The organism is Marivirga lumbricoides (assembly GCF_014636295.1).
Lineage (GTDB): Bacteria > Bacteroidota > Bacteroidia > Cytophagales > Cyclobacteriaceae > Marivirga > Marivirga lumbricoides.
This window is the reverse complement of sequence record NZ_BMEC01000010.1, coordinates 263,628-271,761: the sequence shown is the minus strand read 5'-3', so window position 1 is coordinate 271,761 and position 8,134 is coordinate 263,628. Positions and strand designations below refer to the sequence as shown.

General features: G+C 35.3%; 9 protein-coding genes. 5 read left to right on the top strand and 4 right to left on the bottom strand.

Annotated elements, in window-relative coordinates; genetic code table 11:
• The first annotated feature begins 83 nt into the window (after window positions 1–83).
• The 5 genes from IEV85_RS16465 to IEV85_RS16445 all read left to right on the top strand — a co-directional run bounded on the left by IEV85_RS16465 (window position 84) and on the right by IEV85_RS16445 (window position 3,510).
• Complete coding sequence (locus IEV85_RS16465; protein WP_188465416.1) at window positions 84–239, top strand: hypothetical protein; 156 nt, start codon at window positions 84–86, stop codon at window positions 237–239.
• Window positions 240–466: 227 nt separating this feature from the next.
• Window positions 467–1,081, top strand: coding sequence for a hypothetical protein (locus tag IEV85_RS16460; RefSeq protein ID WP_229712623.1), 615 nt, complete (start codon window positions 467–469; stop codon window positions 1,079–1,081).
• Window positions 1,082–1,375, top strand: a complete 294-nt coding sequence (locus tag IEV85_RS16455) for a winged helix-turn-helix domain-containing protein (protein WP_188465414.1) — start codon at window positions 1,082–1,084, stop codon at window positions 1,373–1,375.
• Window positions 1,376–1,424: 49 nt separating this feature from the next.
• Window positions 1,425–2,777, top strand: coding sequence for a cell envelope integrity protein CreD (creD, locus tag IEV85_RS16450; protein WP_188465411.1), 1,353 nt, complete (start codon window positions 1,425–1,427; stop codon window positions 2,775–2,777).
• A gap of 160 nt (window positions 2,778–2,937) precedes the next feature.
• Window positions 2,938–3,510, top strand: a complete 573-nt coding sequence (locus IEV85_RS16445) for a pentapeptide repeat-containing protein (RefSeq protein WP_188465409.1) — start codon at window positions 2,938–2,940, stop codon at window positions 3,508–3,510.
• Window positions 3,511–3,755: 245 nt separating this feature from the next.
• Here IEV85_RS16445 and IEV85_RS24905 read toward each other — a convergent pair whose 3' ends face one another.
• The 4 genes from IEV85_RS24905 to IEV85_RS16430 form a co-directional block, all read right to left on the bottom strand.
• A complete protein-coding gene (locus IEV85_RS24905; RefSeq protein ID WP_229712622.1) occupies window positions 3,756–4,388 on the bottom strand; it encodes a carbonic anhydrase in 633 nt (210 codons plus the stop codon).
• A 15-nt stretch (window positions 4,389–4,403) separates the two neighbouring features.
• Window positions 4,404–5,975: a SulP family inorganic anion transporter gene (locus tag IEV85_RS16440; RefSeq protein ID WP_229712621.1), complete on the bottom strand. Its 1,572-nt coding sequence runs from the start codon at window positions 5,973–5,975 to the stop codon at window positions 4,404–4,406.
• 55 nt (window positions 5,976–6,030) lie between these two features.
• Entirely contained in the window at window positions 6,031–6,387 is a 357-nt protein-coding gene (locus IEV85_RS16435) for a hypothetical protein (RefSeq protein ID WP_188465407.1), read from the bottom strand.
• A 240-nt stretch (window positions 6,388–6,627) separates the two neighbouring features.
• Window positions 6,628–8,094 (bottom strand): SDR family oxidoreductase, encoded by a 1,467-nt coding sequence (locus IEV85_RS16430; protein WP_188465405.1) that lies wholly within the window; start codon window positions 8,092–8,094, stop codon window positions 6,628–6,630.
• Window positions 8,095–8,134 lie beyond the last annotated feature (40 nt).

Here is an 8,134-nt window from a genome sequence, read left to right as displayed (position 1 = left end):
TAATGCAAAGATCAAAGCCTTTAGAGCTCAGTTCAGAGGGGTCAAAAACGTAGCTTTCTTCCTCTATAGACTCTCAAGAATCTATGCTTGAAATTACTACTCCCCAACTTTTCGGGTTGATCCCTAAAAAAGAGGCTATCATTGTAGAAAGGAAAATTAAAAGCTTTAAGAACAAAGCTACTATTAAGAATATAATTGAAAAAGGATGGCAAAAAGCCGAGCCTGGTGAGAGCAGCTGATCCCGTTAAACGGGAAGGGTCCTTGGTTCGAGCCCAAGAGGAGGAGCTAAGCCTCGCAGAAATGCGAGGCTTTTTTATACCTATCATTTTCCCTTGTTTAAGGAAGAAAATTTAAGAGAGACAAACATTCATAGTTTCATATTCAAACAATTCCCTGGCTATTTCACCACTAACGCTTGGATATTAAAATATATTAGGCTTACTTTGCTTTTCAAAGTGCTTTTACCATGAAAACACCTCAACAAGAACTATCGGAAATAAAAGCTATTATGGAAAGGAGCACCCGCTTTATTTCTTTAAGCGGAATATCCGGTGTAATGGCAGGAATATATGCCTTAATAGCTTCAGCTTTAGCTTACTATTGGGTATATTATCCAAACTCACCATTTGGCTTCAGGATATCCTATGTAAACAATGAGCTAATACTAATGAAGCTTGTGATTACAGCTATAATTGTGCTGGCACTTTCTGTCGGAACAGGAGTGTACCTCACTAAGAAAAAAACTCAGAAACTCAACACTAAATTCTGGAGCACTACCAGCAGAAGATTCCTTTTCGCCTTATTTATACCAATTCTTGTAGGTGGTTTTTTCACTTTGGCACTTATAATAAGAGGTTACCTTATAATAGTAGCTCCGGCCACTTTAATCTTTTACGGAATGGGGCTATTAAATGCTTCTCATTTTACACTGAGCGATATAAAGTACCTTGCCTATTGTCAAATAGCCTTGGGAATATTATCTGCTTTTTTCCCGGGTTATGGATTAATATTCTGGTCGCTTGGCTTTGGAGTATTACACATTGTGTATGGAGTAACTATGCATTTAAAATACGATAGATAATTGAAAGAACAATTCGATAAGGCTTTTGAAAACGTTGTACGACTTCGTATTATGTCCGTTTTGATGGTAAACGAAGAGTACGACTTCAACTCATTTAAAGAGCTTTTAGATGTTACTGACGGAAACCTTGCTTCACATCTAAAATCTTTAGAAAAGCAAGAGTTCATTATTGTCCGGAAATCATTTGTTGGCAGAAAAACACTGACAACTTACAGAGCTACTTCTCCTGGCAAAGAAGCATTTCAGTCACATCTTTCATTTCTTGAAAATCTAATTAAGGAAAACAAAAGCTAAAAAAATTTATCAACACACTTTGTTTTACAAAGTACTTTTAAATTAAAACATGAAAGAATCAAAATCAGTACAGGAAAAATTTCTAGAATGGACAGGCAAATCAGTAAGCCTAAAATTACTGACAATTGGTTTCATTATTCTATTACTACTCATCCCTCAATCTTTTATAAATAGTTTAATTAGGGAAAGACAGATACGTCAAATTGATGTAGAGCAAGAAGTCACAGAAAAATGGTCTCGCCAACAAACGCTTATAGGCCCCTACCTTTCTCTTCCTTTTTTTACTACCAAAGAAGTAATCATTGATAAAGAGGTAAAACAAATCAAAGAGCACAAAACAGCCTACTTTTTCCCTTATAATTTAAGTGTAGATGGAAAAGTAGATGGTAAAGCACTCCACAGAGGCATTTTTGATGTAGTCGTTTACAATTCCGATCTCCACCTGAAAGGAAATTTCAATAAAGCTAATATTGCGGCATTGGGAATAGATTCATCCCACGTGAGCTGGGACAAACTCAAAATGCATGTGAGTTTAAGTGACATGAGAGGGATAGGAGAAAATACAAATATTAAAATAAATGGGAAGGAAAAAGTAGCAGACCCCTACCATGACGACACCAACAATTTATCAGGTTTGGTAGTGAACCTGGAAGACAGTTACCAAAAAGAAGCTATTCAATTTTCCTGTAAAATAGCTTTAAAAGGAAGTAAAGGAATATTCTTCACTCCTGTTGGTAAAACAACAAATGTTACCTTAAAAGGAGATTGGAACTCACCTAGCTTTCAGGGCGAATTTATCCCTGAAAACCGAAATATTAATGAAAATGGTTTTGAAGGAGAATGGAAAGTATTGCATTTTAACAGACCTTTCGGGCAGGAATTCATTAATAAAATACCAGATATAGAGCAATCAAGCTTCGGCTTAACTCTCAATATGCCTGTGGATCAGTATCAAAAAAGTACCAGAACGGCCAAGTATGCATTATTAATTATAGTCTTGAGTTTTCTCTCAATGTTTTTAATGGAAATTATAGGCGGGAGTAAAATTCACCCATTACAATATATCTTAGTAGGGTTAGCTTTAATTCTTTACTATACTTTGCTGATTGCTTTATCAGAACATATAGGCTTTAGCAAAGCTTATTTAGTTTCTTCAGCTTCAACTATTTCTTTATTGGCACTTTACTCTCTCACTCTGTTCAGAAAAAAAATTAATACAGCCATTTTCTTTGTTATTCTTTGTGTATTTTATCTTTTCATCTTCATCATTACCAAAGAACAGGACTACGCACTGCTTATTGGCAGTTTCGGACTGTTTATAGCTTTGGCCACCACGATGTTTGTATCCAGAAAAATCGATTGGTATAAAATAAATATAAGTAGCAAGACTACAAACCAATAGCTGGTATTCCATAAAGACCAAAGAAACATCAGAATAAGTAATTAGAAACATTCTTACTTCTAATTGCTTATTCTACTTTTCTACATCAATCTCTAAATATATTTTCAAATCTTTCCCTGATTCCTAATCATTTGTTGCGAGTGATAATTAATTTTAGGTCATGGAAGATATTTACATAACAGAAAAATATTTTGATAAAATAGACTTTACCTCTGAAGCTTTGCAAAAAGGAGAGTATGAGCAATGCACTTTCACAAATTGTGATTTTTCAAATACTGATCTCTCAGAATTTAAGTTCCTATCCTGTGAATTTAAACTATGTAACTTAAGTCTGGCAAAGTTAAACCATACCAGCTTTTCAGAAGTGACATTTTCGGAATGTAAAATGTTGGGCCTTGATTTTGATGCCTGTAACCACTTTGGATTTACTGTAAGTTTTTATAACTGCTTGCTTAACAATTCTTCATTCTATCAGCTAAATCTAAAAAAGACTGTGTTTAAGGAATGTAAATTAGTTCAGGTGGATTTTACACAAAGCGACCTTAGTCAGTCACAATTTTTGAACTCCGATTTAGGCGAAGCTGTTTTTGACAATACAATCATTGAAAAAAGTGATTTACGTTCTGCTTTCAATTATTCCATTGACCCTGAACGCAACAGAATTAAAAAAGCAAAATTCTCGCAAGCAGGTATTCAAGGCCTTTTACACAAATACGATATCATTGTAGAGTAAAAAAATCATCCATCCTACCGGGACGAAACTTTAGCAACAAAGATGAATGGGGTTAAAACCTCTTAGGGATGGCATTTCATAAGAAAGTTCTCTAATGAATATTGAGAGACATACAATATCGTCCTTACAGGACTTTATAGTGAGTTCATTATTATCATAATAATGTAATACTCCCCACATTACATCCCTGCCATAAGGCTGTCTCAAAAGTAAGAGGGTCTCATCCTGCTTTGTTACAATGAAGATCACTCAATTCTGTACAGATCAAAATCTGGAAACATTTTCTCATGATCAATTTCGAGATCGTTCAATAAACCATCGCTTAAATCATATACCCAACCATGCACCTGTAATTCCTGACCGGCTTTAATAGCATTTTGCACATAGTTGGTCATGTATAGGTTAAAAACCTGTTCCTTCACATTGCTTTCAACCAGCCTTCTGTGTCTCATGTTGTCATCTTCTGCTGAGTCCACAAAAGCTCTATTCTTCCTATAGGAGTCTTTTATGTTTCTTAACCAGGTATCTATAAGGCCTAAACTTTTATTACTCATTGCCGCCATAACTCCTCCACAACCATAATGACCACACACAATTATATGCTGTACTTTAAGTACCTGCACCGCATATTGCAAAACTGACATCAGGTTCATATCCGTATGAACAACCATATTAGCAATGTTTCTATGAACAAACATTTCTCCCGGATCAGTACCCGTAATTTCATTGGCCGGCACCCGGCTATCAGAGCAGCCGATAAATAAATATTTAGGATCCTGCCCATTAGCCATTTTTTTAAAATAATCAGGATCAAGGTTCAGTTTATCGCTGACCCATTTTCTATTGTTCTCAAATAATTTTGAATATGTTTGTTGCATTGGTTTCTCTTTTAACTAATTATATTTTTCATAAAACTTTTCTATCCCTACCAATTCGACTTTAATATTTTTGTATTTCGCCCCCTCATTTTTAAATGTTGTAATTGCTTCCAACACATCGTAATCAATATAAGTAGAATTACTTGCATCAATAATTACAGTTGAATCTGCAGGTAGAGTATCTAAAGTTTTAATCATGATGCCTTTATTAAGAAATGTAACTTCTTCAGAAAGCATCAGCCTTACCGGATCGCCCTCTAAATAATCCTTTTTGTTGAATGAATAAGTGTTTCTCATGTTATTCAGAAGAATATTTAATATCCCAACCACAAGACCTATGATAATTCCAATTAGCAAATCCGTAAAAACTATAGCCACAATAGTTACAATAAACGGAATAAATTGGCCTTTTCCCGCTCTATACACTTGCCTGAATATACTAATATTTGCTAATTTATAACCAGTAACTAATAGTATAGCCGCTAAGCTGGCGTATGGAATCATATTTATTATCTGGGGAAATACTAAAACCGAAAGCAGCAAAAGTACACCATGTACAAGAGCAGAGAGTTTAGTCTTTGCACCGGCATTGATATTAACAGAACCTCTTACTATTACTGCCGTCATAGGTAAGCCCCCGATTAGTCCTGCCACAATGTTCCCCATTCCCTGTGCTTTTAGCTCTCTGTTCAAGGGTGTTCTTCTTTTTTGAGGATCCAACTTATCTACTGCTTCAACACTTAACAATGTCTCCAAACTGGCCACAATGGCAATGGTTACAGCAATTGTATAAACCTGAGGATTAGAAATAACGCTCCAATCTGGGAATGTAAGAAGTTCAGAGAATTCTGCATCTGCGCCCAAAATAGGTATAGTAACCAAATGATCCTGAGATAAAGCCATTCCATTACCTAAAACAACAAATAACTGGTTTAAACCTACACCAACCAAAACCACTAATAAAGGAGCTGGGATCGACTTAATTGTATTATTCTTTAGATAGCTCCAACCAATAAGCAAAACCATTGAAGCAATAGTAATAATCAAGGCAGTTAAGTTGATTTCAACCAATAAACTGTTTAAAATACTAAATATATTCTCCTCATTGGTTTGCCAAAAATCCAGACGCCCCAGATAGTCAGTATTATACCCCAAAGCATAAGGAATCTGCTTTCTAATTAGTAGAATACCGATTGCAGCTAGCATGCCTTTAATTACAGACGAAGGAAAGAAATTACCTATAGTGCCCGCCTTGAGAAACCCCATCGCCAATTGAATAAAGCCGGCTAGCACTACTGTTACCAGAAAACCCTCAAAGAACCCTATGTCCTCTATAGCATTAAGAACTATAACTGCTAAACCTGCTGCCGGACCGGACACAGCCAATTGGCTACCACTCAACATACTTACCAATATCCCGCCTACAACCCCGCTGATAATTCCTGAAAAAAGAGGGGTGCCGGAGGCTAATGCAATTCCCAGGCAAAGCGGCAAAGCCACAAGAAAAGCTACTATTGCTGCAAGGGAGTCGTTTTTTAAATACTTAAAATTAAGCCCTGTAATCTTATTAAACTTAGATTGATCCATACAAAAATGGTATTAGAAATTTAGATTTAAGAAATTTTGAAAGGAAAGTATTTAATTAGCCTAAATCTGGTGGAGGAGAAAGAGGGGTAAGAATTAAAGATGTATATTTAAAATAAGCCACACCTGAAACAAAAAACATAGGTGAATAATATAAAAATTGGAAGAAATGTTTTTCAATAAATTCTACAGAACTTTCTAAAAAACTATCTCTATCAAGTTGGTTATCTTCACGTGCTTCTTTAGACTCTTCCTCAGAAATGCGCGAACTTCTATTTACTGTTGGCAGATCAGCTTTTATCAACTGATTGAAAGGAAAAAGTACCTGAACTGTACTTGAAAAATACTGTTGAAGAAATACAACATTGAAGAGAGTTGTGATAAAAAACAGCGATATGTATTGAAATATCTCCATAGAATGAAACAAAAATACATCTTTTTATTGCAATTTAAGCTGTATTCAACAGATTATAAGTTACTGCAATTCCTTATAGCTGTGAGTTTGTGAAAAACTAAAATGAGCAACGTAATAATATTGGAGTTAAGAGACCATTATTAGGTCTGCTTTTTAGATATGAAGATTAAATAGACACTTATAGAAGGGCAATTTAATTTATTACGGCTGAAAATTCTCACAGCCTTGCAGGTAATCACTTTACGCAACAGTTTCTTCTTTACCGGGTTCTTTATAATTAATTATTTTATCTAACATCCCATTAAATATAAATTCATGAAATATGTAAATACTATACCAATAAAGCCTTCCCAATAAACCATGTGGCCTGAAAGTGGCTGTTTGTGTTAGCTTATTTTCACCTTCCTCTCTGCTAAATCGAAATTCCAGCCAGGCTTCTCCGGGAAGTTTCATTTCAGCATATAAAAGCAGTCTTCCCTCTTTCTTATCCGCTACTAAAACACGCCAAAAATCCAGAGAATCTCCTGCTACTAAATGATCAGGACTTCTTCTTCCTCTTCTTAAGCCTACACCACCTAGGGCTTTATCCATGTAGCCTCTAATTTTCCATAGAAAGTTCCAATAGTACCAACCACGTTCACCACCGAGGCTCCATACATTTTTTAGCACTTCACTTGTTGGTCGGTCAAATGTTTTTGAACGCTTATCGAATAAACAACCGTGCACCGGAATCTGTACAAAATCCAATAAAGAAGTATTTATTTTAGAACTTGCCAACGCGTCTTTCCAACTGGAAACCACTTCATTTTGAGCAATTCTATCGAAAGCTAATTGCACTGCCTCTTTATAACTGATTAGTTCAAGTGGTACAATCTCATTAATTCCTTTATTTTTCACTATTACTTCGTTCTTCATACTATCTACTAAGCTACTAGCTATCTTGTAGGAAGTAGAAGTAACAAAATGGAACCAATAGGAACTTAAGCGAGGGGTAAGTACCGGAAGCGTTATTATAAATCTTTTTAATTGACGGACTTCAGCAAAAGTAAGCAACATCTTTCTGTAGGTTAGAATATCCGGTCCACCAATATCAAACACCTGATTAAAAGCTTTTTCTTTCATGAGAACCCCAGAGAGATACTGAATAACGTTTCTGATAGCAATGGGCTGACATTTTGTTTTCAACCACTTTGGCGCTACCATTATGGGCAATTTCTCTACTAAATCCCTAATAATTTCAAAACTTGCTCCTCCGGATCCTATAATGATAGCTGCTCTTAAAACAGAGGCAGAGGCTTTAGCATTTTGAAGAATACCTTCAACATTTTTGCGGGAACTTAAGTGGTCCGAAAGACCTTCATCATTGGAAATCCCACTCAGGTAAATTATGTGTTTACAATCCGTTTTATTTATAGCCTCTACAAAATTAGTAGCTGTCTCCTTTTCCAACTTGCTAAAGCTTTTAGAAGAACTGCCTAATGAGTGAATCAAATAATATGCGGCATCTATATCTTTAGGAAGGTTTTCAAGCTGCTCAGAATACTGTAAATCAGCTTCATAAAACTCAACTTTAGAAGCCAGATTTTCCTCTAATTGAATTCTTCGTTTATCCCTTACCAGGCATACTACATTATGACCCTGAATAATTAAAACAGGTAATAACCTTCTTCCAATATATCCATTTGCTCCTGTTAATAATATCTTCATAATATTGTAACAACTACCAATCTCAAATGTTAAATAATCC